Raw genomic sequence first — 22,906 nt, forward strand, 5'->3', positions numbered from 1 at the left:
TCGGAATAACTATATTCTGGAGCTTTGAAAATACCGGGTGCTAACAGCGACGGCGTTTGATAACGGCGGAGACCAGCAGCAAGCCGCCCAGCAGCATCGCAAAGGCGGGTGGTTCAGGCACGGGGGAAATACCCAGGACCAGCGTACCGCTATTCCATATACCCTCGGGCTCGTCAAACGCAAGATCCTTGAAACCATCATGGAATTCAAGGCGCAAAATTCCATCCGCACCCACTGCAAAAATCTGCCCTACGTCGCCCAGATTCTGAAAGCCGGCGTAATTTGCGGTGCCATCAAAATCATCGCCATAGCCGGGCGTAAAAGTCACCCCTTTGCCTAATGAATCGCTAAAGGTGATTTGCATCTCGGACAGGTAGCTCCCGACATAACTCGTGACGTTGACATCCCACAGCAGACTGGTAATAGAAGCGCCGGACCCAACGTAGAAGTCCAGAACCACATTGCCCGCGGCACCTCGTTCGTCGTTATCGAGGATGCCTGCCGTGTCTACCCGTAATTCATTTGCTTGCGCCATGCCAAAGGTCATTGCCGTGGCAACGATAAGAAAAGCCACGAGGCGTCGCGCATAATTTAACTTTGTCATGATATTTTTCCGTAAATAAATACGACGAAACCCGGCGAGCCGTCAAAATACAGCGGCATCGAGCATTCAAGAAATCAGCCATTACGCAACGCGTAGCAATTGTATAACTAAATTTGTGCTCCCAAGTCAGGGATATAAAAAAACTATGGGTATTACCCTGATAGCGATAAAAATGAATTGAGTCTGGCGGTCTCAGGGCGATGCGGCCGACACAGCTGTCGCGCCGTCTGCGCCGGGCCGCATCGGGGCTAACGCTGGGAGAAGGCGATGGCGAACGCTTTTGCCGCTTCCACCACGCGCGCGGCGCCGACATCGAAGATGCAATGGCGCAATGCCGGAGGCGGCGCCAAGCCCTCGGACGCCAACGTCAGTTCGGCGCGCAATGCGCTGAGCATGCCATCCAGCATTACCGCCGGCATGTCGAGCGCGCCGTTGTCGGCGTGGCCGCCGTCGAGCACACTGGGCGCGAACGCCATCGAACGGACGCCGTGGCGGATGGCTTCGCGCATGGCAACGCGCGTCGCCTGCCGCAGCCGGTCCTGGTCGAGTGTGCTTGGATCGCCGAGTCCGATCACCAGTATCGCGCGCGGCGCCATGCCCGGCGGCGGTGAAGCGATCAGCATGGTCTCCATCGGCTGCGCGCGGAACACGCCGTCGGCGCGCATGCGGGTCAGGTGTCCGCCGAGCGACTGGTCCAAGGCCAGCAGCCCGCCGGCGATGGCGGCGCCGTCGACCTCGTGCTCGAACATGCATGCCACGCTGAAGTCGACATCGGCGTGCGCCGGTCCCCAGGCGACGACGTCGAAGACGACGCCATCGGTGGTGCCGATCGAAAAGCGTGCGGGGGCGGAAAGTGCGGCGTGGTCGGCGGCGGTCATGGCGGGCTCTCGATATCGATAAAGGCCGATCTTACCGCCGGGATGCGCCGGCCGACACCGCCAAAAGGCAGGGAGCCCCCGGCCGCGCTCGAAGTCCGGCCCGGGTCCGCGTCCCGCTGAAGCGGTTCAGGGCGCTGACGGCGCCGCCGCCGAGCGTTCGCCCGGCACCAGGATCGCACTGGCGATCAGGTGGAACAAATGATCGGCACGCGAGACCAACGACGGCTGATCGTTGATCCATCCGAGCGCGCCGACCAGCGCGAACAGGTCGGCGCCGTCGATGTCCGCCCGCGCCGCGCCGTCGGCCTGCGCGCGCACCAGCAGGCGGGTGCCGGAGGCTTTCATCGTCACGCACGAAGCGTGCAGCGCCGACTCCGGATCGTCGATGGCCGCGGTCATCGACGCGATCACGCCACGATGGTCATGGGCGATCGCGACAATCTCTCGCAGCCAGGCCACCAGCGCGGCGCCGGGGTCGCCGGAGGAATCGAGCTCTTGCGCCCTCACCGTCAGCCGGTCGAAGATTTTCCCCAGCAGCGCGGCCAACAGCGCTTCGCGCGTGGGGAAATGCCGGTAAAGCGTACCGATGCCGACTCCCGCGCGGCGGGCGATATCGCGCATCGAGGCGTCGGCCCCTTGCTCGCCGACAACTTCCCGGGCGACTTCAAGCAGGTGATCGTAATTTTTTTGGGCGTCAGCGCGCATGATTACTTGACAAGCGGAGCGATGCTCCATACATTGAACGCAAACGGAGCGACGCTCCGAATATAGGGAGCACCGTTCCGGTCATAGTCCCTATTCTTGACCAAGGAGTCAGTCATGTCAATTAACAAGATGAAAGCGATTCGGCTGCACGCGTTCGGCGGCCCTGAAGTACTTCGCTACGAAGACGCCCCGGTCCCCGAACTGAAGACGGGCGAAGTGCTGGTCCGCGTCCATGCGGCCGGCATCAATCCGCCGGACTGGTACCTGCGCGACGGCTACAGGACGTTGCCGCCGGACTGGCAGCCGCCGGTGGCGTTGCCGGCGATCCCGGGTTCGGATATTTCGGGTGTGGTGGCAGCCGTCGCTCCCGACGTCACGGCTTTCGCCATCGGCGACGAGGTGTTCGGCATGGTGCGCTTTCCGAGTTTCGGCGACAGCGCCGCGTATGCCCAATACGTCGCCGCGCCGGCGTCGGATCTGGCGCGCAAGCCCGCCGGCATCGACCACATCAGCGCCGCCGCCGCGCCGATGGCGCTGCTGACGGCATGGCAGTTCCTGATCGCGTTGGGACACGATCATCCGAATCCACTGCAGGCGCGGCGCCATGTCCCGGTGCCAATCGAGGGTAAGACCGTGCTGGTCAACGGGGCAGCCGGCGGCGTTGGCCACTTCGCCGTGCAACTGGCCAAATGGAAGGGCGCGCACGTGATCGCGGTGGCGTCGGGCGCCCATGAAGCTTTCCTGCGCGGGCTGGGCGCCGACCGGTTCATCGACTACGCAAAAGCCCGGCCCGAAGACACGGCGCAAGACGTCGACGTGGTGCTCGACACGGTCGGCGGCCCTGCCACCGGCCGCTTCCTGCGCACGCTCAAACAAGGCGGCGCACTGTTTCCGGTTTATCCATTGGGCTTCACGGGCGCCGACGAGGCGGCCAAGGCCGGCTTCACCGTCTCCACCACGCAAGTGCGCTCCAGCGGGGCGCAACTGGCCGAGCTGGCCGCCTTGCTCGATGCCGGGACGATACGCGTGGCCATCGACAGCACCTTCCCGCTGGCGGACGCGCGCGCCGCACATGAACGCGCGGCCCGTGGTCACCTTCGGGGCAAGATTGTGCTGACGGTGGCAACCCCATGAGGATCGAGCATGGAACCACCGCGTGGTTCGATATGGTCGGGACGCTGATGGTGGACGCGGCCCGCCGGGCGGCGCTGCCCGACGACTTCAACATCAGTCTGCTGGAGCGCTTGACCGACGGCGCCGACAAGGTCGCGGGACAGGTGCCGGGACAGGCGGCGGGACTGCGTTTCGACGTCGTCAACGGTGCGCCATCGTTCCGGACCGGCATCGGACCGGACGAACAGGCGGACATCACGATCGAAGTGACGCGCGCCGCCTCGCGCGAACTGAACACCTTGCCTGGCGCCGACCCGCGCTTCACTGCGGCATTGGCCAAGCTGCAAAGTAATGGCCAACTGAACATCCACGGCGACCTTGCCGGTTTGGGGCAGTGGTTCGCCGCTGTGCACGACCGGATCGTCGACCGGACCGCCTAGCCACGGCGGACCACAGAGGCCAGAGGCCGGCGCGTTAAAACACTTGCCGCGTCGGCCGCAGCACGATCTCGTTGATGTCGACATCGGCCGGCTGCTCGATAGCGAAGGCCACCGCGCGCGCCACCGACGCGGCGGGAATGGCCTGCTTGTAGAAGTCCATCACGGTTTCCGCCGCCGTGCCCGAGGTGCTGTGTTTCAGGTCGCTGTCGACGGCGCCCGGCGCGATCGACGTCACGCGGATCTGGTCGCCCACTTCCTGCCGCAAGCCTTCGGTGATCGCCGAGACGGCGAACTTGGTGCCCGAATACACCGTGCCGCCGGGCGCGAAGACCTTGATGCCTGCCACCGAGCTGAGGTTGATGATGTGGCCGCTCTGCTGCGCGAGGAAGCGCGGCAGCACGGCGGCAATACCGTACAAGGTGCCCTTGAGGTTGACGTCGATCATCGCATCCCACTCGTCGGTGTTGACCTCGGACATGGGGCGGATCGGCATCAATCCGGCGTTGTTGATCAACACGTCGAGCTTGCCGAAATCGGCGACGGCGGCGGCCACCACGGCCTCCACCTGTTTCTTGTCGGTGACGTCCAGGCTGTAGGCTTTGGCGGTGCCGCCGTTCGCTTCGATGCCGGCGACGACTTCGTCCAGCTTGTCCTTGCGGCGCGCCGCGATGGCCACCTTGGCGCCACGGCTGGCCAGCAGGCGCGCCACTTCGGCGCCGATGCCGGTGCTGCCGCCGGTGATCAGTACTACTTTGTTTGCGATATTGTCGTTCATGATGAGTCCTAGTTCGTGGTGATGGTATTTGTTGCGCTAAATGGCGGGTAGTCCGTGTAGCCCTGCTCCGCGCCGCCGTACATGGTGGCCGGATCGACCGCGTTGAGTGGCCAGTCGTTGGCGATCCGCGCCGGCAAATCCGGGTTGGCGATGAACGGCCGGCCGAATGCGATCAGGTCGGCCAGGCCGCTGGCCAGCAAGCGCTCGCCGCGCTCCGCCGTGTAGCGGCCGGCGTAGACGATGCGGCCGCTGAATACGCTGCGCACGTCGCGCCGGAATGCCTCGGGCAGATCGGGCGCGTTCTCCCAGTCCGCCTCGGCAATCGACAGGTAGGCGACGCCGGCTAGCTCCAGCACCTTGACCGCCTCGATATAGGTCGCATACGGATCGTCTTCGACGAAACCGATGTAGACGCGGTCCTCGTCGGTGCTGGTGAACAGTGGCGTGAAGCGCACGCCCATGCGTTCCGGTCCCACCACGGCGGCGACGGCGTCGACCACTTCGCGCAGGAAGCGCAAGCGGTTTTCCAGCGAGCCGCCGTATTCGTCGGTGCGCGTGTTGGCATGGCTTGATATGAACTGGTTTACCAGGTAGCCGTTGGCGGCGTGGATCTCGACACCGTCGAAGCCCGCCTCCAGCGCATTGCGCGCCGCCTGGGCGTACAAGCCGACCAGCTCCGCGATCTCGGCCACGCTCAATGCGCGTGGTGTCGAAGGCGCCACCAGGATGCCGGCGCCCGGACCGGTTTCGATGAAGGCTTTGGCGTTCAGCGCCGGCAGGGCCGACGGCGCGATGGGCGCGGCGCCGCCCGGTTGCAACGCCGTGTGCGAGACGCGTCCGACGTGCCACAGCTGCGCGAAGATCACGCCGCCGTCCGCATGGACCGCTTCGGTCACCTTGCGCCAGCCGGCGATCTGCGCCTTGCTATAGATGCCCGGCGTCCAGGCGTAGCCCTGGCCGCGCGGCTCGATCTGCGTGCCTTCGCTGACCATGAAACCGGCGCCGGCACGCTGGCGGTAGTAGCGCGCCATCAGTTCGGTGGGCAGGTCGCCGGGTTGCGCGGCGCGCTGGCGCGTCAGCGGCGGCAGCACGATGCGGTTGGCCAGCTGGTGGCCTCCCAATGTGACGGGTTCGAGGATTTTTTTGTTATTCATTGTGTGCCTTGTTTGCATGGTGTTCCTGGGCGCCGTTACAGGCCGCCGAGGCTGACATATTTGAGGTTCAGGTATTCGTCGATGCCCTGGGTGGCGCCTTCGCGGCCGATGCCGCTGTCCTTGACGCCGCCGAAGGGCGCCACCTCGGTGGTCACCAGGCCCTCGTTGACGCCGACCATGCCACTTTCCAGTGCCCGCGACAGGCGGAATACGCGCGACAGGTTCTGACTGTAGAAATAGGCGGCTAGGCCGAACGGAGCGGCGTTGGCGGCGTCGATCGCTTCCTGCTCATGCGTGAAGCGGAACAGCGCGGCCACCGGGCCGAACGTTTCTTCGTGCGCGATCAGCATGTCAGCGCTGGCGTCGGCAATCACGGTCGGTTCGAAGAAGGTGCCGCCGAGCGCGTGGCGGCGGCCGCCGAACAGGATACGTCCGCCTTTGGCCTGGGCGTCGGCAATATGCGCCTCGACCTTTTCGACCGCCGCCACATTGATCAGCGGTCCCTGCTGCACGTCGGCGCTGAAGCCGTTGCCGACCTTGAGGGCGGCGACGCGTTCGGTCAGACGGCGCGCGAATTCGTCGTAGACGCCGTCCTGCACATAGAAGCGGTTGACGCAGATGCAGGTCTGCCCGCTGTTGCGGAACTTGGCGGCGATGGCGCCGTCCACCGCGCGGTCGATGTCGGCGTCGTCGAAGACGATAAACGGCGCGTTGCCGCCCAACTCGAGCGACAGCTTTTTCATCGTCGCGGCCGATTGCTCGTATAACAGTTTGCCGATTTTGGTCGACCCGGTGAAGGTCAGCTTGCGCACCCGCGCATCGGCCACCAGCGCGCCGCCGATGGCCGCCGCATCGCCGGTAACGACGTTGACCACGCCGGCCGGCACCCCGGCCGCCTCGGCCAGCACGCCCCACAGCAGGCCGCAATACGGGGTCAGCTCGGACGGCTTGACGACGATGGTGCAGCCGGCGGCGAGGGCCGGCGCGACTTTACGCGCCAGCATCGAGAAAGGAAAATTCCACGGCGAGATGGCGCCGACCACGCCGACCGGTTCGCGCGTCACCAGAATCTGGCGGCCCTGCCATGGCGACGGGATGATCTCGCCGTTGATGCGGCGCGCCTGTTCGGCGAACCACTGAATATAGTCGGCGCCAAGCTTGATTTCGGCGCGCGCCTCGGCCAGCGGCTTGCCCTGCTCCAGGGTCAGCATGCTGGCCAGATCATCCAGATTGGCGCGCACAGTGGCGGCCATCTTCTGGAGCACATCGGCCCTTTCGTTGGCAGTGGTCATCGACCATGACGCGAACGCCGCGTGCGCCGCGTCGATGGCGCGCCGCGTTTCCGCCGCGCCCGACCAAGCGATCGATCCGAGCGCCGCACCGGTGGCGGGATCGTTGACGCCATGGAGGCGGCCATCTTCGGCCGCGACCCAGGCGCCGTCGATGAAATTGGTCTCACGCAGCCAACCCGAGGACTTGATATGTTCCAGCATGGCATTACCTTTCTATGTTCGAGAATTCGTCGCCGTGCCGGCGCGGATTGCGTCGGCGCGGCATGGCGCCGTCATGCGGCGGCGATCAGGAGATGCGCTTGAGCAAGGCGGCAGCGGTGGCGGCCGACGAGGCCGGGTTCTGGCCGGTGATCAGCAAGCCATCGCTGACCACATACGAGCCCCAGTCTTCACCCTTGGAGTAGACGCCGCCCAATGCCTTGAGCTGGTCTTCCACCAGGAACGGCACGACGTTGGTCAGGCCGACGCCTTCCTCTTCGGTGTTGGTGAAGCCGGTAACCTGCTTGCCTTCGACCAGCGGACGGCCCGACGAGGCCTTGACGTGACGCAACACGCCCGGTGCGTGGCACACCAGCGCCACCGGCTTGTCGGCGGCGATGAACGATTCGATCAGCTGGATCGAATGCTGGTCTTCGGCCAGGTCCCACAGCGGGCCGTGGCCGCCAGGGTAAAACACCGTGTCGAAATCGGCCTGCTCGACGCTATCGAGGCGCACGGTGGCGGCCAGTTGCGCGGTCGCGGCGGCGTCGGTTTCGAAGCGGCGCGTCAGGTCGGTCTGGAACGACGGCTCGTTGCTTTTCGGATCGAGCGGCGGCTGGCCGCCCAGCGGCGATGCCAGCACGACTTCAACGCCGGCATCCTTGAAGGTGTAGTACGGCGCGGCTAATTCTTCCAGCCAGAAACCGGTTTTGCGGCCGGTGTTGCCCAGTTCGCTGTGCGAGGTCAGTACCATCAGAACTTTTTTCATGTTGTTTCTCCTGTGTCGTTACGTTGAATTGTTAGTAGACTAGTCGTCTAGTTAGCCGGTAAAAAAAAGCATTTCAAATGAAATGCCTTGGTACGCCCCAATCAAGCCTGGGGTAAATGCAAAATCTGCCGGGTGGTCCGCAGCGCCGACGCGAACGGGGTGGTATCCCGCACGATCTTCACCATGATGCTGGCGCCCAGCCACAGCTGGTACAGGCTGTGCGCCGTATCCTCAACTTCACCGTCGATGGCGAGCGATCCTTCGGCCACCCCGGCCTCGATGGCGCCCGCCAGCCTGCCAACGATGCCCGCCGTGCCGCGTTTCAGCGACAAGCGCATCGCTTCGGACAAATCGGCCACCTCGGCGCCGAGCTTGACCGCCAGGCACTTGCCCTGGCAATCGTAGAACGACTGCGAGGATTGCCACGCCTGCCAATAATTCATCAGGCGCTGCGCCATCGTCAGGCCCGACTGGCCCAGTGTCGCGTCCATGTCGGCAAGGTAATCCTGGAAGTAGGCTTCCAGCATCGCCTCGCCGAACGCGTCCTTCGAGCCGAAGTAATGGTAGAAGGAACCCTTGGGCACGCCGGCCGTGGCCAGGATCTCGTTCAGGCCGACGGCCGAAAAACCCTTGCCCGCCATGATGCGCTGGCCGGTGGCTAGGATGTTCCCGCGAACATCGACGTTGTCGGAGGTAGTTGTGGTGCCCATGGACGTCACTATAGCACAACTAGACCAGTCGTCTATATTTTTTTTAAATATATGGTCGCCAGTTGTACTGGACGCGGTCGGACAGCGATTCATGATCAAATCGGCGCATGTTCACACCGGGAGGCGCTATGACGGACCAATTCAAGGCGGGCGACAGAGTACAGTGGAACTCGCCCCAGGGCGTCGTACATGGCAAGGTCAAGAAAAGGCTGACGTCCCCCACCCATATCAAGGGGCACGAGGTGGCGGCGTCGACGGCGCATCCCGAATATCTGGTCGTCAGCGACAAGACCGGCGCCGAGGCGGCACACAAGGCCGACGCGCTGAAAAAGATCTAAAGTCTTACCGGCAACGGCCGAACATGGTGCCATAATCTGGCACCATGGCGTTCTACACTGGTTCTCTCCACACAATATCAGGGAACCAGCATGAAACGAATTCAGTATCACCAGTATGGCGGTCCGGAACTGATGCGGCTTGAAACCTTCGATCTGGGCACGCCGCGCGAGAACGAAGTGGCGGTCCGGGTCCATTTTGCCGCGATCAACCCTATCGACTGGAAACTGCGCCAAGGCGTGATGAAGATAATGACAGGTAACACCTTTCCGCGCGCCATGGGGACCGACTTTTCGGGCACCGTAGTCGCCGTCGGTCCAGGGGTGGTGCGCTTGCAGCTCGGCGACGCCGTCTTCGGTCTGGCCCGCTTCAAGGAAAGCGGCGCGCTGGGCCAGGCGCTTATCACCAGGGAAACGTTCGTGGCGAAAAAACCCGACGGCGTGTCCTTCGAGGACGCAGCCTGTCTCGGTACACCGGGCATCACAGCCTGGGGCTGTTTGATCGACAAGGCCGGGCTGGCGGCAGGCCAGCGCGTGTTCATCAACGGCTGCGCCGGCGCGGTGGGCGAGGCCACGGTACAGGTGGCGCACATGCATGGCGCCTCGGTGGATGGCAGCTGTAGCGCGGCGGACATCGCGCGCATGCGCGCGCTGGGTGTGCACACCGTCTACGATTATCGCACCGTCGACCTGTCGGCGATCAAGCAGCGCTATGATGTCGTCATCGACACGGCCGAGAAAATGACCGTCGACCAAGCCATGGGCCTGCTCAACAGGAAAGGCGCCTTCCTCGACCTGCACCCGACGCCGGGCAAGTTTCTGCGCGCACTATTCAACCGCCGCCTCAAGCCCGTGGTCGGCGCGGTAAGGGCTGAGACGCTTGACCAGCTGGCGCGCGCCGCCACGGCGGGGAAATTCCGGCTGCCGATCGGCCGCGTCGTGCCGCTGGACGCGGCGGTGGAGCTGGTCACGCAGCTTGAGGCCGGCCTGAAAGCCGGCGGCAAATGTCTCGTCAACATGGAGTAAAAGTGTCCCGAAGCGAAAGACTGTTCGACCTCATGCAGGTTCTGCGCCGCCATCGCGGCACGGTGGCCGGCGCGGTGCTGGCGCGCGAGGTGGGCGTCTCGCTGCGCACCTTGCGGCGCGACATCGTGACCCTGCAAGGCATGGGGGCCGACATCGAGGGCGAAGCCGGCGTCGGCTACATCATGCGGCCGGGATTTCTGTTGCCGCCACTGTCATTCACGGCCGAGGAGATCCAGGCGCTGGTGGCCGGCGCCCTGTGGGTCAGCCGCCAGACGGACGCCGGCCTGGCGGACGCGGTGCACAACGCGCTATCCAAGATCGACGCGGTGCTGCCGCCCGAGATGCGGCACGCACTGAACGACAACACCTTATATATCAGCCGCCAACCCGACAATCCGGCCGGCCTCGACCTGGCGCGCGTGCGCGCTGCGATCCGCGAGCAGCGCACAATGCGCGTTAGCTACGCCGACGAGGACGGCAACGCGTCGACCCGCGTCATCTGGCCGATCATCCTCGGTTTCATCGACACCCAACGCTACATCGCCGCGTGGTGCGAGTCGTTGGGCGACTTCCACATGTTCCACACCGCGCGCGTGCTGCAGGCGGAATTCCTGGACCAGCGCTACGCCGGCAACCGCCGGCAACTGGTCAAGGGGTGGCATATGCTGGCCAAGCGCCATTGCGCGCGCGCCGATTGCGCATGACGGCGCCGGCCGCGCTTAGAGCGCGGCGCCCTGCTCGCGCAGCGCGCGCACATCGCGCATCGGCGACTGCCCGAACACGCGGCTGTACTCGCGATTGAACTGGCTCGCGCTTTCGTAGCCGACCTCGAAGGCGGCGCTGGCGGCGTCCAGGCCGTCGATCAGCATGCGCCGGCGCGCCTCCTGCAGGCGCAACTGCTTCTGGTACTGCAGCGGACTCATCGTTGTCAGCCGGCGGAAGTGATGGTGCAAGGTCGACACCCCCATGCCGGCCACCGCCGCCAGCTTTTCCACCCGCAAAGCCTTGGTGAAGTTGGCGCGGACCCATGCCACCGCCTTGGCGGTCCGGTGGCTGTGATCGCCGTTCGTGGCGATCGCGCGCAGCCGCCCGCCCGCCGTGCTTTGCAACACACGGTAAATGATTTCCCGCTGCAGCAGCTCGCTCAGGAAAGGCGCGTCGCGCGGCGTGTCGAGCGCGTCAACCAGCCTGCCGAAGGCGCCGACGATGTCGACGGTCGCCTCACCAGTTTCCATCCCCGGCGAATTGCCACCGGAGCCGGCCTCGACAGTCTCGACGGGCTCGATGCTCGCCAACACCTCGCACACCAGCCGCATGTCCAGCGCCAGGCGCAGGCACATGTAGGGCACCGCCTTGCTGGCCTCGATCACCTGGCTGGTGACCGGCAGTTCAATCGACGTCAGCAGGAACCGCGAGCGATCGTAGATGAATGTGTTCGATCCCAAATGCACATGCTTTCGTCCCTGCACCACCAATGCGATGCTGGGGGTATAGGTGACCGGCAGTGGCTGCGTCGCCACCGTGTGGCGGTAAAGGGTCAGCTGCGGAATGATCGTCGGATTTTCCATGGACGATGCGAGCAGCGCGCACTTGCGCGCCAGTTCGTCGCACAGCCCGTCGACCGGTTTTTCCACGAATGGGGCAGATAACAAAATGATCCTCCTGTTCTCGTTGATGATACCGAGTGTGGGTGGCAATTGGCTAGCGGAACATGCCCGACCAGAGTATCAGGCAATCAATCTAGAGGAACGGGATACCGTTGAGTTTGTTGAACCGTCACACTGGTCTGCGCGATCGGTCAAGCACGCCCGATCGCTTTTCCGCCACCGACCACCGGAGTATGCGAATGAAAAGCCTTCATGGCCCCGACGTAACACGACGCACGTTTCTGGTCTCCAGTTCGACGGCCATGGCCGCAACCATGATGCCGGCCAGCGCGCAAGGCGCCGCGGTAACCGCCAAGGCCCAGCCGACGACCAGGACCACCATCGAAGTGAACGGCAAGCAACGCCAGTTGGAACTCGACACGCGCGTCACCCTGCTCGACGCCCTGCGCGAGCATCTGCACCTGACCGGCACCAAGAAAGGATGCGACCACGGCCAATGCGGCGCCTGCACGGTGCTGATCAACGGCCGCCGCGTGAACTCCTGCCTGACCCTGGCGGTGATGCATGACGGTGACCGCGTCACCACCATCGAGGGTCTGGGCACGCCGGCCAAACTACATCCGATGCAGGCGGCCTTCGTCAAGCATGACGGCTTCCAATGCGGCTACTGTACACCGGGCCAGATCTGCTCCGCCGTCGGCGCCCTGGACGAGATCAAGCGCGGCGTGCCCAGCCATGCCAGCCCCAGCCTGACGGCCGTTCCCATCGTCACGGCGGACGAACTGCGCGAGCGTATGAGCGGCAATATTTGCCGCTGCGGCGCCTACTCCAACATCATCGAAGCGATCAGCGACGTGGCGGAGGGCAAGTCATGAGAGCGTTCACCTATCAGCGCGCACGCACTCCCGCCGAGGCGGCCGAAGCGGCGGCGCGCCACCCGGGCGCCCGCTTCATCGCCGGCGGCACCAACCTGCTCGACCTGATGAAGCTGGAAATTGAAACGCCAACCCATTTGATCGACGTCAACGGCATCGGCCTCGACAAGATCGAGCCGGTGGCCGGCGGCGGGCTGCGCATCGGCGCGCTGGTGCGCAACACGGACCTGGCGGCCGATGCGGCGGTGCGGCGCGACTACGCCGTGCTGTCGCGCGCGCTGTTGGCGGGCGCCTCGGCGCAACTGCGCAACAAGGCCACCACCGCCGGGAACCTGCTGCAGCGCACCCGTTGCCCCTACTTTTACGATACCAACCAAGCGTGCAACAAGCGCCAGCCGGGCAGCGGTTGCTCGGCCATCGGCGGCTACAGCCGGCAGCTGGCGGTGGTCGGTGTCAGCGACGCCTGCATCGCCACCTATCCCGGCGACATGGCGGTCGGCATGCGCGCGCTCGACGCCGTCGTCGAGACGGTGCGGGCCGATGGCGCCGGCCGCCGGATTCCCATCGCCGACTTCTACCGGCCGCCGGGCGCCACGCCCCATCTGGAGAACGCCTTGGCGCCGGGGGAACTGATCACGGCGGTCGAGCTGCCGGCGCCGGCCGGCGGACGTCACTATTATCAAAAAGTGCGCGACCGCGCCTCCTACGCGTTCGCGCTGGTATCGGTGGCGGCGATAGTCCAGCCGGACGGCAGCGGCCGCGTGGCGCTGGGCGGCGTCGCGCATCAGCCCTGGCGCAGCGCGGCCGGCGATGCCGCCCTGCCCCAAGGCGCCCGAGCCGTCATCGCGAATCTGCTGGCGGACGCCGCCCCCACAAAAGAGAACGCGTTCAAGGTCGCTTTGGCCGAACGCACGCTGCAATCCATCATCGCCGATGGCGCAAAGGCCCAGTCATGAAATTCGATAAACCCGCCACCACCAATCCGATCGACCAGCTGCGCGTGGTCGGCAAACCGGTCGACCGCGTCGAGGGACTGCTCAAGGTCACCGGCACGGCCACCTACGCGTATGAACAGAACACGGCGGCGCCGGGCGCGGCCTACGGCTACGTGCTGGGCGCCGCCATCGCCAAGGGCCGCATCGACAGCATGGACATCACCCGTGCCGAAGCCGCGCCGGGCGTGCTGGCGGTGGTCACCGCTGCCAACGCCGGCAAGCTTGACCGGGGTGAGTTTTATGCCGACCACGCGCTGGCCGGTCCCACCGTCGACCATTACCACCAGGCGGTCGCGCTGGTGGTGGCGGAGAGCTTCGAGCAGGCGCGCGCGGCGGCGGGCCTGATCAACGTCCGCTATACGCGCAGTCCCGGCGCGTTCGACCTGGAGGCGGCGCGCGAAAAGGCGCAGCCGCCCAAAGCGGGCAAGTTCATGCCGCCGGCGCACACCGCCATCGGTGATTTCGCTGGTGCCTACGCCGGCGCGGCGGTCAAGATAGATGCCACCTACTCCACCCCGGACCAGGCCCACGCGATGATGGAACCGCACGCCACCATCGCCGCGTGGGACGGCGACCAGCTGACATTGTGGACCGCGATCCAGCAGGTCAACTGGGGCCGGCGCGACCTGGCCAAGACCTTGGGCATCGCGCAGGAAAACGTGCGCCTGGTGTCGCCGTACATCGGCGGCGGCTTCGGTGGCAAGGGCACGATCCTGTGCGACGCGGTGCTGGCCGCGCTGGGCGCGCGCGCCGCCAGGCGTCCCGTCAAGGTGGCGTTGCAGCGTCCTCTCATGTTCAACAACGTCACCCACCGGCCGGCGACGATACAGCGCATCCGCATCGGCGCCACGGCGGCGGGCGACATCGTCGCCATCGGCCACGAGAGCTGGTCGGGCAACATCGCCGGCGGCCGTCCGGAGGCAGCCACCGCGCCCACCCGATTGCTGTACGCGGGCGCCAACCGCATGACGCAACTGAAGCTGGCGCAACTCGATCTGGCCGAAGGCAGCGCCATGCGCGCGCCAGGCGAGGCGCCGGGCATGATGGCGCTGGAAATAGCCATGGATGAAATGGCGGAAAAGCTCAACATCGACCCGATCGCATTCAGGGTCCGCAACGATACGCAAGTCGATCCGGAAGACCCTAAACGTCCCTTCTCGCAGCGGCAACTGATCGCCTGCCTGCACACCGGGGCCGAGCGCTTCGGCTGGAGCCGGCGTCCCACGCGTCCCGCCAGCCGGCGCGAAGGCCGCTGGCTGACCGGCTTCGGCGTCGCCGCGGCCATCCGGGGCGCGCCGGTCATGACGTCCGGCGCGCGCGTGCGGCTGGACAAGCGCGGTGTGGTGACGGTGGAAACCGACATGACCGACATCGGCACCGGCAGCTACACCATCATCGCGCAGACCGCCGCAGAGATGATGGGCGTGACGCTCGATCACGTCGTGGTGCGCCTGGGCGACTCGCGCTTTCCGGAGTCCGCCGGCTCGGGCGGCCAGTGGGGCGCGGCGTCGTCGACGGCCGGCGTCTACGCCGCCTGCGTGCGGCTGCGGGAAGCGGTGGCCAGGCAGCTCGGCTTCAACGTGGCCGACGCCACGTTCGCGCAAGGCCAGGTCACCTGGGGCGGGCGCGGCGTACCGCTGGGGTCGGCGGCGCGCGAGCGCGAGCTAGTGGGGGAAGACAAGATGGAATACGGCGACCTGGCCAAGCGCTACGCGCAGCAAACCTTCGGTGCGCACTTCGTCGAGGTGGCGGTGGACGCCTTTACCGGCGAGATCCGCATCCGCCGCATGCTGGCCGTGTGCGCGGCGGGACGCATCATCAATCCGAAGACGGCGCGCAGCCAGATCATCGGCGGCATGACGATGGGCGCGGGCGCGGCGCTGATGGAGGACATGGTGATCGACAAGCGGGTAGGCTATTTCGTCAACCATGACCTGGCGGGGTACGAAGTGCCCGTGCATGCCGACATCCCGCATCTGGACGCGATTTTCCTCGACGAAGCCGACGCCACCGCCGGGCCGCTGAAGGCAAAAGGCGTGGGTGAGCTGGGCATCAGCGGCGTGGCGGCGGCGATCGCCAACGCGGTGTACAACGCCACCGGGATACGGGTGCGGGAGTATCCGATCACGCTGGACAAATTGATCGGGGGATTAGCCAGGCTGGCATAAAACCCGGCTGTTGCGAGGGTTATGCTGGCTCGCCGCCCCGCCTTGCCTGTCAACAGCGCCAGCGCGGCAGAATCGGGCAAGAAAACCGTCCAAACAGGCTAACGATAAGCCGCCCGGGCTGGCAAAATGTCTGTCTGTTCAACCGCACCAAGGAGTTCCCATCATGCAAGTACAAGCCTACGGCGCCCACGCCGCCGACAAGCCGCTCGAATCGCTGGCCATCACCCGCCGCGCACCGGGCGCCCACGACGTCCTCATCGACATCGCCTTCTGCGGCATCTGCCATTCGGACCTGCACCAAGTGCGCTCCGAATGGGCCGGCACCCAGTTCCCGTGCGTACCCGGCCACGAAATCGTCGGCCGAGTATCGGCGGTCGGCGCACACGTCAACAACCACAAGGTCGGCGACCTGGTCGGCGTCGGCTGCCTGGTCGACAGCTGCCAGCATTGCGCCGAGTGCGAGGACGGCCTGGAAAACTATTGCGACGGCATGGTCGGCACCTACAACTCCCCGACGCCGGACGCGCCGGGTTGGACCCTGGGCGGCTACTCGGAAAAGATCGTCGTGCACGAGCGCTATGTGCTCAAGGTGCGCCATCCGGAGGAACAACTGGCCGCCGTGGCGCCGCTGCTGTGCGCCGGCATCACCACCTATTCGCCGCTGCGCCATTGGAACGCCGGTCCCGGCAAAAAAGTCGGCGTGGTCGGCATCGGCGGCCTCGGTCACATGGGCATCAAGCTGGCCCACGCGATGGGTGCCCACGTGGTGGCCTTCACCACGTCCGACGCCAAGCGCGAGGCCGCACTGCAGCTGGGCGCGGACGAAGTGGTCGTGTCGAAAAATGCCGACGAGATGGCTGCCCACGCCAAGAGCTTCGATTTCATCCTGAACACGGTGGCGGCGCCGCACGACCTCGACGCGTTTTTGGTGCTGCTCAAGCGCGACGGCACCATGACCCTGGTGGGCGCGCCGGCGACGCCGCATCCGTCGCCCAACGTGTTCAACCTGATCATGAAGCGCCGCGCGATCGCCGGCTCGATGATCGGCGGTATCCCGGAAACCCAGGAGATGCTGGACTTCTGCGCCAAGCACGGCATCGTTGCCGACATCGAGCTGGTGCGCGCCGACCAGATCAACGACGCTTACGAGCGCATGCTCAAGGGCGACGTGCGCTACCGCTTCGTGATCGATAGCGCCACGCTGGCGCGATAAGATTCAGGCGGCAGGCAGCGAGGCTGATGCGGAACGGTCAAGGCCTCGCCGCCGCCAACTGCTTATCCAGCGCGGCCCGCGCGCGGTCGGCGGCTTCGGCATTGACGCGCATTGCCAAGGTCTCGATGAACTGGCGCAGCTGACGCTCCCCGATCCCCACGTTCATGCTGATCGCCACATGCGATTGCAGCTGCGGCTCGACGCCTGTCATGGCCGCCAGCGCCGCCACGGTCGCCAGCTCGCGGCTTTGCCAATCGAGGTTGGTGCGGGCGAAGATATCGCCAAACAGATGGGTTTTCAGATAGCGGTCGATGGCCGGGGCGAAGTCGAACAGCGGCCCGGAGACCGGCGCGCCCACCAGCTTGGTCTGGTTCGCCGTGCCCGCAGCGAGCAGCTCGGCGCCGGCCGGAACCGGTCCGCTGTCGCTGCCCGGCTTGTCGACGATGCCACGTTGCTCGCGCTGCGCCAGCACCCGCATCAATTCGTTCAGCGCGTTCAGGCTGCGCGGGAAGCCGGCATACGCGTACAGCTGCACGAGGATTTCCTTGCAGTCGCCGACGCTTAATCCGGCATCGAGCCCCTGGTCGAGCGCAGCGTGCAGCTTGGGCATGTCGCCGGTCGCGGCAAAGGCGGCGATGGGGCCGATCGCCTGCTGTTTGGCGGAAAGGGCTGCTTCGTTATTCACGGATGGTTTCTCCTTGATCGGGTTGGCGGCGCCGGCGCCCGGGATGATTGTCGTCAGCGCGCAAAGCGCCGCGGCCAGCAAGGCGGCGCGCGGACCGGCGCTGCGCCGGGGTTTAACGGGAGGCGTATTGCGCATCGCTGACCTTCTCGAGCCACTGGACGTTTTTCCCGTCCAGGGTGCCGGTCAACGCGATGTGCGTCAGCGCGCTGGTCGGCGTGGCGCCATGCCAGTGCTTGACGCCCGGCGGACACCAGACGACGTCGCCCGTGCGCAGCGGCTGCACCGGCTTGCCCCATTGCTGCGTCAAGCCGTTGCCGGCGGTGACGATCAGGTACTGCCCCTGCGGATGCGTGTGCCAGGCGGAACGCGCGCCCGGCTCGAACGTCACATAGGCGCTCGACGCGTTGATGTTGTCGTTGGCCGGCGTCAGCGTATCGACGCGCACACGGCCGGTGAAATAATCGGCCGGACCGGCCGACGAAGGCACCGAGCCGGCGGCGGTGATGGTTTGGGCCGGCGCAGCGTGCGGCTGCGGCTCGGCCGCCACGGCAAGCGCGCCCGCCAACAGCAGTGTCATACCGAATGGGACATTTCTATTCATCTGATTACTCTCTTCCTGTCAGTACTTGGTGAGTCTTGCAACGATCAATATACAGACGGCTGAATTGTGCGACTACCGGTCAACTTCGCTTACACCTAGTAGCGCGACGCATAAATCCCTCCCGAATGGGTAGTTGTCCCGCCAATGTTTCGATCTTTCAAGCAATCTCATCCGAACGGGACTATGATGACGTGGCCATCCCCTAACCGATGAGGAATCCCCGTATGAGCAACGAGAATCACGCAGCAAAATGTCCGTTCAGCCAGGCCACCGGCGCCGGCACCGCCAACGCCGACTGGTGGCCCGATCAATTGCGTCTGGACCTGCTGCTGCAGCACTCGACCAAGTCCGACCCGATGGGCGCGAACTTCGACTACGCCAAGGAATTCAACAGCCTCGACCTGGCCGCCGTCAAGCAGGACCTGGCCGCGCTGATGACCGACTCGCAGGACTGGTGGCCGGCCGACTTCGGCCACTACGGCGGCCTGTTCATCCGCATGGCATGGCACAGCGCCGGCACCTACCGCATCGGCGACGGCCGCGGCGGCGCGCGCCGTGGACAGCAACGTTTCGCTCCGCTCAACAGCTGGCCCGACAACGTCAGCCTGGACAAGGCACGCCGCCTGATCTGGCCGGTCAAGCAAAAATACGGCCGCAAGATCTCGTGGGCCGACCTGATGATTTTGACCGGCAACGTCGCGCTTGAAACCATGGGCTTCAAGACGCTCGGTTTCGGCGGCGGCCGGGTCGACACGTGGGAACCGGACCAGGACGTCTACTGGGGCCGTGAAACCACCTGGCTGGCCGGCGACGTACGCTACGCCCACGGCAGCGACGGCGTGGCCAAGGCCGGCGGCGTGCTGGTGACCGACGACGACGCCGACGGCGATGTCCACAGCCGCAATCTGGAGAACCCGCTGGCCGCCGTGCAAATGGGCCTGATCTACGTCAATCCCGAAGGCCCGGACGGCAATCCCGATCCGCTGCTGGCGGCGCGCGACATCCGCGACACCTTCGCCCGCATGGCGATGAACGACGAGGAAACCGTGGCCCTGATCGCCGGCGGCCATAGCTTCGGCAAGACGCACGGCGCGGCGCCGGCCGACAACGTCGGCGCCGAGCCGGAAGGCGCGGACATCGCCGCCCAGGGCTTCGGCTGGCACAACAAGTTCGGCACCGGTAACGCCGGCGACACCATCACCAGCGGCCTGGAAGTGACGTGGACCAAGACGCCGGCGCAGTGGAGCAACGACTTCTTCGAGCACCTGTTCGGCTTCGAATGGGAGCTGACCAAGAGCCCCGCCGGCGCCCACCAGTGGGTTGCCAAGGGCGCCGAGGCGACCATCCCGCACGCGCACGACCCGTCGAAAAAACTGCTGCCGACGATGCTGACGACCGACCTGTCGCTGCGCTTCGATCCGGCGTACGAAAAGATCTCGCGCCGCTTCCTGGCCAATCCGGCCGAATTCGCCGACGCCTTCGCGCGCGCCTGGTTCAAGCTGACCCACCGCGACATGGGACCGAAAGCACGCTACCTCGGTCCGGACGTGCCGGCCGAAGACTTCATCTGGCAGGACCCGGTGCCGGCGGTCGACCATCCGCTGATCGACGCCCAGGACATCGCCGCGCTCAAGGCGCAGATTTTGGCCTCGGGCCTGACGGTATCGGAACTGGTGTCGGCGGCATGGGCATCGGCATCGACCTATCGCGGCTCGGACCTGCGCGGCGGCTCGAACGGCGCGCGCGTGCGTCTGGCGCCGCAGAAGGACTGGGCGGTCAACCAGCCGGCGCAACTGGCCCGGGTGCTGGCGGCGCTGGAAGGCATCCGGACCACGTTCAACGCCGGCGCCAAGCGCGTGTCGCTGGCCGATTTGATCGTGCTTGGCGGTGCGGCAGCGATCGAGCAGGCCGCCAAACAGGCGGGCAACGTGGTGACCGTGCCATTCACGCCGGGCCGCACCGACGCCACGCAGGAGCAGACCGACGCCGAATCGTTCGAGCCGATGGAGCCGTTCGCCGACGGCTTCCGCAATTATCAAACGCAGCGCTACGCGGTGCCGGCCGAGGCGATGCTGGTCGACCGCGCGCAGTTGCTGACGTTGACCGTGCCGGAACTGACGGCCCTCGTCGGCGGCTTGCGTGTGCTGGGCGCCAACGTGGCCGGCGCCAAACACGGCGAGTTCACCACCCGTCCCGGCACCTTGAGCAACGACTTCTTCATCAACCTGCTCGACATGGGAACGGTGTGGGCGCCGACCTCGCGCGCGACCGACGTCTTTGAAGGCCGCGACCGCAAGACCGGCGCGGTGCGCTGGACGGCCAGCCGCGCCGATCTGGTGTTCGGCTCGAACGCGCAACTGCGCGCCGTCGCCGAAGTCTACGGCAGCGCCGATGGGCAGCAGCAGCTGGTCGGCGACTTCGTGGCCGCCTGGGTCAAGGTGATGAACCTGGGAACAGGTCTCGGCTAATACGAGAGGTCACATCGGGCGGATTACGCGCTGCGCGCTAATCCGCCCTGCTCCCCACCTACCGCCGACAATCTACGCGCCAGTCCTTCCCGTTCAAACGAGTCCACCACAAAATCGACAAAGACGCGCGTCTTGGCAGGCAGCTGCGCGCGGCTCGGGTAGTACAGCGAGATGGTGCCCGCATCCACGTACCACTCCGGCAGCAGCCGCACCAACGCGCCCTGGCGCAGCGCCTCAAGCACGTCCGACATCGCCAGCACCGCCACGCCCACCCCCATCACCGCCGCCGCGCACACGGCCTGCGGATCGCTCAGCACCGCCAGCATGTGCATATCCAGGCCCGCCTCCTCGCCTTCGCCATTGCGCATGGTCCAGTCGCGCATGCGGCCACTTTGCAGGAAGCGCAGGCACACCGCATCGGCGCCGGCCAGATCGCGCGGATGCGTCGGCACGGCGCGGCCCGCGAGCCAGGACGGCGCCGCCACCGCCACCAAATGCGCCGGCGCCAGCGTGCGCCCGACCACGCCGGGATTGAGCTGGAAGCCGCCGCCGATGGCGGCGTCGTAGCCGTCGCCGATCAAATCGACCTGGCGGTTATCGAAGTGCCATTCCGGCCGCACGCCGGGATAGCGTTGCAGGAAGCCAGGCAGCAGCGGCAGCACGTAGCCCACGCCAAAGTTGGGGGCCACGCTGATTTTGAGGATGCCGGTGGGCCGATGCTGTTCGGTCGAGACGTCGGCCAGCGCCGTCTGCAGGCCATCGAGATTGGCGCCGATGCCGGCCAGCAGGCGCTCGCCGGCCTCGGTCAGGTGCAGCCGGCGCGTCGAGCGCTGGAACAGACGCGCGCCGAGGTTCTTTTCCAGCATGGCGACATTGCGGCTGACCGCCGCAGGCGTCAGTCCAAGGCGGCGGGCAGCCTCCGAAAAACTCGACGCCTCGGCGGCGCGAACAAAACATTCCAGGTTGCTGAGAGTCTCCATGCCGTCATTTTATACCGATACTTGAAGATATTTAAAGCTATTCGGCACTAATCAAAGAGGAATAAGCCGGGCATAGTGGACCCATCGACATCCCACTCAAAAGGAAAAATCATGAACACCACCACCAACGCCATCAGCCATCAGCCGCTGCAAGGCAAAGTCGCCATCGTTACCGGCGGTTCGCGCGGCATCGGCGCGGCCATCGTCAAACGCCTTGCGCGCGACGGCGCCAAAGTCGCCTTCAGCTACGCCGCCTCGCCGGACCGCGCAAAGCAGGTCGTGGCAGAAATCGAAGCCCTCGGCGGCCAGGCGCTGGCGATCCAGGCCGACCAGGCCAAGGCGGACCAGGTGACGGCGATGGTGCGCCAGGCGCACGCCCATTTCGGCCGGCTCGACATCCTGGTCAATTCGGCCGGCGTGTTCGTCACCGGCATGGTCGGCGATCCGGAAGCCGACCTGGCGGGCTTCGACCGTCAGATCGACGTCAACGTCAAAGGCGTGGCGGCCGCCGTGCGGGCCGCAGCGCCGCTGATGGCAGATGGCGGACGGGTGGTCTCGATCGGCACCACCGGCGCCGACCGCATCGCCTTCCCCGGCGTGGCCGACTATGTCGCCTCGAAGGCGGCGGTGGCGGCCTACACCCGTGGCTGGGCGCGCGACCTTGGTTCCCGCAACATCACCGTCAACGTGATCCAGCCCGGCGCCATCGACACCGAAATGAACCCGGATAGCGGCGCCTTTGCCGAAACGCTGCGCACGATGGCCGCGCTGGGCCGCTATGGCCGTCCGGACGAAATCGCCGCCGCAGTCGCCTTCCTGGCCGGCCCGGACGCCAGCTACATCACCGGCGCGACGCTCAACGTCGACGGCGGCCAGATCGCCTGAGGAGCAAGACGTGAACACCAACCACACCAACGGCCCGGTGCAGATCGCCGAAACCTTCTTTGCGCATTGGAGCGCCAACCGCGTCGACGAGGCGCTTGCCATGTTGTCGGAGGACGTCCTGTACGATAACGTGCCCTTCCCCGACATCGTCGGCCGCGCCGGGGTCGAAGCCTTCCACAAGGGCTTCGGGGTCGGCACCGACTTTCTGGTCGACTGGCGGGTGACGCTGATCGCGGCGACCGGCAACGTGGTGCTGAACGAGCGGATCGACATCTTCCGCCACAAAAATGGCGGTACCATCACCTTGCCGGTGATGGGTACGGTGACGGTCGAAAACGGCCAGATCACGGTCTGGCGCGACTATTTCGACCCCGCCGATTTCGACCGGCAGCTCAAACACGCGCTCGGGGCCTGACGTCGAAACGGGTCG

General features: G+C 65.8%; 24 protein-coding genes. 12 read left to right on the plus strand and 12 right to left on the minus strand.

Annotation, left to right across the window (positions count from 1 at the left end; all coding sequences use genetic code 11):
- Window positions 1-40: 40 nt before the first annotated feature.
- From ACZ0BA_RS16935 to ACZ0BA_RS16945, 3 genes are all read right to left on the minus strand, one after another.
- Window positions 41-604, minus strand: coding sequence for a PEP-CTERM sorting domain-containing protein (locus ACZ0BA_RS16935; protein WP_463452381.1), 564 nt, complete (start codon window positions 602-604; stop codon window positions 41-43).
- 248 nt (window positions 605-852) lie between these two features.
- A complete protein-coding gene (locus ACZ0BA_RS16940; protein ID WP_463452382.1) occupies window positions 853-1,482 on the minus strand; it encodes a M17 family peptidase N-terminal domain-containing protein in 630 nt (209 codons plus the stop codon).
- A gap of 126 nt (window positions 1,483-1,608) precedes the next feature.
- Window positions 1,609-2,187: a TetR/AcrR family transcriptional regulator gene (locus ACZ0BA_RS16945; protein ID WP_463452383.1), complete on the minus strand. Its 579-nt coding sequence runs from the start codon at window positions 2,185-2,187 to the stop codon at window positions 1,609-1,611.
- A 114-nt stretch (window positions 2,188-2,301) separates the two neighbouring features.
- Here ACZ0BA_RS16945 and ACZ0BA_RS16950 point away from each other — a divergent pair, with 114 nt between their 5' ends.
- Window positions 2,302-3,321, plus strand: a complete 1,020-nt coding sequence (locus ACZ0BA_RS16950; protein WP_463452384.1) for an NADP-dependent oxidoreductase — start codon at window positions 2,302-2,304, stop codon at window positions 3,319-3,321.
- Window positions 3,318-3,740, plus strand: a complete 423-nt coding sequence (locus ACZ0BA_RS16955; RefSeq protein WP_463452385.1) for a hypothetical protein — start codon at window positions 3,318-3,320, stop codon at window positions 3,738-3,740. Before ACZ0BA_RS16950 ends, ACZ0BA_RS16955 begins: the two co-directional genes overlap by 4 nt.
- A 34-nt stretch (window positions 3,741-3,774) precedes the next feature.
- Here the strand turns inward: ACZ0BA_RS16955 and ACZ0BA_RS16960 are convergent, their stop codons facing one another.
- The 5 genes from ACZ0BA_RS16960 to ACZ0BA_RS16980 all read right to left on the minus strand — a co-directional run bounded on the left by ACZ0BA_RS16960 (window position 3,775) and on the right by ACZ0BA_RS16980 (window position 8,638).
- On the minus strand, window positions 3,775-4,515 hold the full coding sequence (locus tag ACZ0BA_RS16960; RefSeq protein ID WP_463452386.1) for an SDR family oxidoreductase: 741 nt from the start codon (window positions 4,513-4,515) through the stop codon (window positions 3,775-3,777).
- A gap of 8 nt (window positions 4,516-4,523) precedes the next feature.
- Window positions 4,524-5,669 carry an alkene reductase gene (locus ACZ0BA_RS16965; protein ID WP_463452387.1) on the minus strand — a complete coding sequence of 382 codons (1,146 nt, stop codon included), beginning with the start codon at window positions 5,667-5,669 and terminating at the stop codon, window positions 4,524-4,526.
- Between the two features lie 35 nt (window positions 5,670-5,704).
- Window positions 5,705-7,162, minus strand: a complete 1,458-nt coding sequence (locus tag ACZ0BA_RS16970; RefSeq protein WP_463452388.1) for an NAD-dependent succinate-semialdehyde dehydrogenase — start codon at window positions 7,160-7,162, stop codon at window positions 5,705-5,707.
- An 85-nt stretch (window positions 7,163-7,247) separates the two neighbouring features.
- A complete protein-coding gene (locus ACZ0BA_RS16975; RefSeq protein ID WP_463452389.1) occupies window positions 7,248-7,928 on the minus strand; it encodes a type 1 glutamine amidotransferase domain-containing protein in 681 nt (226 codons plus the stop codon).
- Between the two features lie 101 nt (window positions 7,929-8,029).
- Window positions 8,030-8,638: a TetR/AcrR family transcriptional regulator gene (locus ACZ0BA_RS16980; protein WP_463452390.1), complete on the minus strand. Its 609-nt coding sequence runs from the start codon at window positions 8,636-8,638 to the stop codon at window positions 8,030-8,032.
- A gap of 128 nt (window positions 8,639-8,766) precedes the next feature.
- On the opposite strand from ACZ0BA_RS16980, the gene ACZ0BA_RS16985 reads away from it, so the two are divergent.
- From ACZ0BA_RS16985 to ACZ0BA_RS16995, 3 genes are all read left to right on the plus strand, one after another.
- On the plus strand, window positions 8,767-8,976 hold the full coding sequence (locus ACZ0BA_RS16985; RefSeq protein WP_463452391.1) for a hypervirulence associated TUDOR domain-containing protein: 210 nt from the start codon (window positions 8,767-8,769) through the stop codon (window positions 8,974-8,976).
- A 90-nt stretch (window positions 8,977-9,066) separates the two neighbouring features.
- The gene (locus tag ACZ0BA_RS16990; protein ID WP_463452392.1) at window positions 9,067-9,999 is read left to right on the plus strand and encodes an NAD(P)-dependent alcohol dehydrogenase; all 933 of its coding nucleotides are present in this window, start codon (window positions 9,067-9,069) and stop codon (window positions 9,997-9,999) included.
- Window positions 10,000-10,001: 2 nt separating this feature from the next.
- On the plus strand, window positions 10,002-10,703 hold the full coding sequence (locus ACZ0BA_RS16995) for a helix-turn-helix transcriptional regulator (RefSeq protein WP_463452393.1): 702 nt from the start codon (window positions 10,002-10,004) through the stop codon (window positions 10,701-10,703).
- Between the two features lie 15 nt (window positions 10,704-10,718).
- Here the strand turns inward: ACZ0BA_RS16995 and ACZ0BA_RS17000 are convergent, their stop codons facing one another.
- Complete coding sequence (locus tag ACZ0BA_RS17000) at window positions 10,719-11,651, minus strand: AraC family transcriptional regulator (protein WP_463452394.1); 933 nt, start codon at window positions 11,649-11,651, stop codon at window positions 10,719-10,721.
- A 194-nt stretch (window positions 11,652-11,845) separates the two neighbouring features.
- Here ACZ0BA_RS17000 and paoA point away from each other — a divergent pair, with 194 nt between their 5' ends.
- From paoA to ACZ0BA_RS17020, 4 genes are all read left to right on the plus strand, one after another.
- Window positions 11,846-12,481: an aldehyde dehydrogenase iron-sulfur subunit PaoA gene (gene paoA, locus ACZ0BA_RS17005; protein ID WP_463452395.1), complete on the plus strand. Its 636-nt coding sequence runs from the start codon at window positions 11,846-11,848 to the stop codon at window positions 12,479-12,481.
- Window positions 12,478-13,437 carry an FAD binding domain-containing protein gene (locus ACZ0BA_RS17010; RefSeq protein WP_463452396.1) on the plus strand — a complete coding sequence of 320 codons (960 nt, stop codon included), beginning with the start codon at window positions 12,478-12,480 and terminating at the stop codon, window positions 13,435-13,437. The genes paoA and ACZ0BA_RS17010 overlap by 4 nt, the downstream gene beginning before the upstream one ends.
- Complete coding sequence (paoC, locus tag ACZ0BA_RS17015; protein ID WP_463452397.1) at window positions 13,434-15,644, plus strand: aldehyde oxidoreductase molybdenum-binding subunit PaoC; 2,211 nt, start codon at window positions 13,434-13,436, stop codon at window positions 15,642-15,644. The genes ACZ0BA_RS17010 and paoC overlap by 4 nt, the downstream gene beginning before the upstream one ends.
- Before the next feature lie 163 nt (window positions 15,645-15,807).
- A complete protein-coding gene (locus ACZ0BA_RS17020) occupies window positions 15,808-16,857 on the plus strand; it encodes an NAD(P)-dependent alcohol dehydrogenase (RefSeq protein ID WP_463452398.1) in 1,050 nt (349 codons plus the stop codon).
- 37 nt (window positions 16,858-16,894) lie between these two features.
- Here the strand turns inward: ACZ0BA_RS17020 and ACZ0BA_RS17025 are convergent, their stop codons facing one another.
- Window positions 16,895-17,677 (minus strand): carboxymuconolactone decarboxylase family protein, encoded by a 783-nt coding sequence (locus ACZ0BA_RS17025; protein WP_463452399.1) that lies wholly within the window; start codon window positions 17,675-17,677, stop codon window positions 16,895-16,897.
- The gene (locus ACZ0BA_RS17030) at window positions 17,655-18,143 is read right to left on the minus strand and encodes a (R)-mandelonitrile lyase (RefSeq protein ID WP_463452401.1); all 489 of its coding nucleotides are present in this window, start codon (window positions 18,141-18,143) and stop codon (window positions 17,655-17,657) included. Before ACZ0BA_RS17030 ends, ACZ0BA_RS17025 begins: the two co-directional genes overlap by 23 nt.
- Window positions 18,144-18,367: 224 nt before the next feature.
- Between ACZ0BA_RS17030 and katG the strand changes: the two genes are divergently transcribed.
- Complete coding sequence (gene katG, locus ACZ0BA_RS17035; protein WP_463452402.1) at window positions 18,368-20,611, plus strand: catalase/peroxidase HPI; 2,244 nt, start codon at window positions 18,368-18,370, stop codon at window positions 20,609-20,611.
- A 23-nt stretch (window positions 20,612-20,634) separates the two neighbouring features.
- Here the strand turns inward: katG and ACZ0BA_RS17040 are convergent, their stop codons facing one another.
- On the minus strand, window positions 20,635-21,591 hold the full coding sequence (locus ACZ0BA_RS17040) for a LysR substrate-binding domain-containing protein (protein WP_463452403.1): 957 nt from the start codon (window positions 21,589-21,591) through the stop codon (window positions 20,635-20,637).
- A 111-nt stretch (window positions 21,592-21,702) separates the two neighbouring features.
- Between ACZ0BA_RS17040 and ACZ0BA_RS17045 the strand changes: the two genes are divergently transcribed.
- Window positions 21,703-22,476, plus strand: a complete 774-nt coding sequence (locus ACZ0BA_RS17045; RefSeq protein WP_463452404.1) for an SDR family NAD(P)-dependent oxidoreductase — start codon at window positions 21,703-21,705, stop codon at window positions 22,474-22,476.
- A gap of 10 nt (window positions 22,477-22,486) precedes the next feature.
- Entirely contained in the window at window positions 22,487-22,891 is a 405-nt protein-coding gene (locus ACZ0BA_RS17050) for a limonene-1,2-epoxide hydrolase family protein (RefSeq protein ID WP_463452405.1), read from the plus strand.
- Window positions 22,892-22,906 lie beyond the last annotated feature (15 nt).

The organism is Duganella sp. AC917, from assembly GCF_979258245.1.